The sequence below is a fragment of the Micrococcus lacusdianchii genome, from assembly GCF_023155805.1.
In the GTDB taxonomy this organism is placed as follows: Bacteria; Actinomycetota; Actinomycetes; order Actinomycetales; family Micrococcaceae; genus Micrococcus; species Micrococcus lacusdianchii.
This window is the reverse complement of sequence record NZ_JAKNUW010000053.1, coordinates 1-822: the sequence shown is the minus strand read 5'-3', so window position 1 is coordinate 822 and position 822 is coordinate 1. Positions and strand designations below refer to the sequence as shown.

Sequence of the window (822 nt, the reverse complement as noted above, 5' to 3'; positions counted from 1 at the left end):
GTTCGCCCATCGGAACACGGCCCGGTAGGCCGTGGCCTGATCTGGAAATGCGGCCCGGCCCTCGAGAAGCTCCCGCTTGAGCGCGGCGTTGAAACTCTCCGCGAGTGAGTTGTCGGCACTCGTGCCCACCGCACCCATGGACTGGACGACGGTGAGCTGCTCGCAGAGGGCCGCGTAGGCCTTCGAGGCGTAGACGCTGCCGTGGTCGCTGTGAAACACGGCGTCGGCGAGACTGCCGCGGTCGCGGGCCGCGGCGCGGAGTGCGTCCTCGACGAGTTCGGTGCGCATGTGGTCGGCGACCTGCCAGCCCGCGAGCTTGCGGGAGCCGAGGTCGATGCACGTCGCGAGATGCAGGTTCGACCCGTCTGCGATCGGGAGGTAGGTGATATCGCCGACGTACCGGCGGTTCGGCTCCCCGATCGAGAAGTCCCGGCCGATCAGGTCGGGGAACTTCCTCCCGGACTGGTCCGGGATCGTGGTCTTCACCCGCCGTCGCAGCCGGATCCCCACCAGCTGGTGCTCACGCATCACGCGGGCGACGCGCTTGTGATTCACCCGCTCGGCGGCGGTGGTGACGCCGTCGTTGAGGTCGGCGGTGATCCGGGGTGCCCCGTAGGCGCGGTCGCCGCCCTGGGCGGGGTCCTGCAGCACCCTGATCCGTGCGGCGAGGGCTGTATCTTCGGCCGCTCTCGCCGCCCGTCCCGGAGCCGCCGCGAGCCAGGCGTAGAACGACGACCTCGCGATCTCGACGATCTCGCACAACCGCTTCACGCCGTAGGCGTCCTTGTGGTCCTCGACGAACTGGAAGCGGTTCACCAGTTC

General features: G+C 69.2%; 1 protein-coding gene. It reads right to left on the bottom strand.

What is annotated here, in order from left to right:
* The coding region (locus MA879_RS12300; RefSeq protein ID WP_248126891.1) for an IS3 family transposase at positions 1 to 822 on the bottom strand (822 nt) is incomplete at both ends.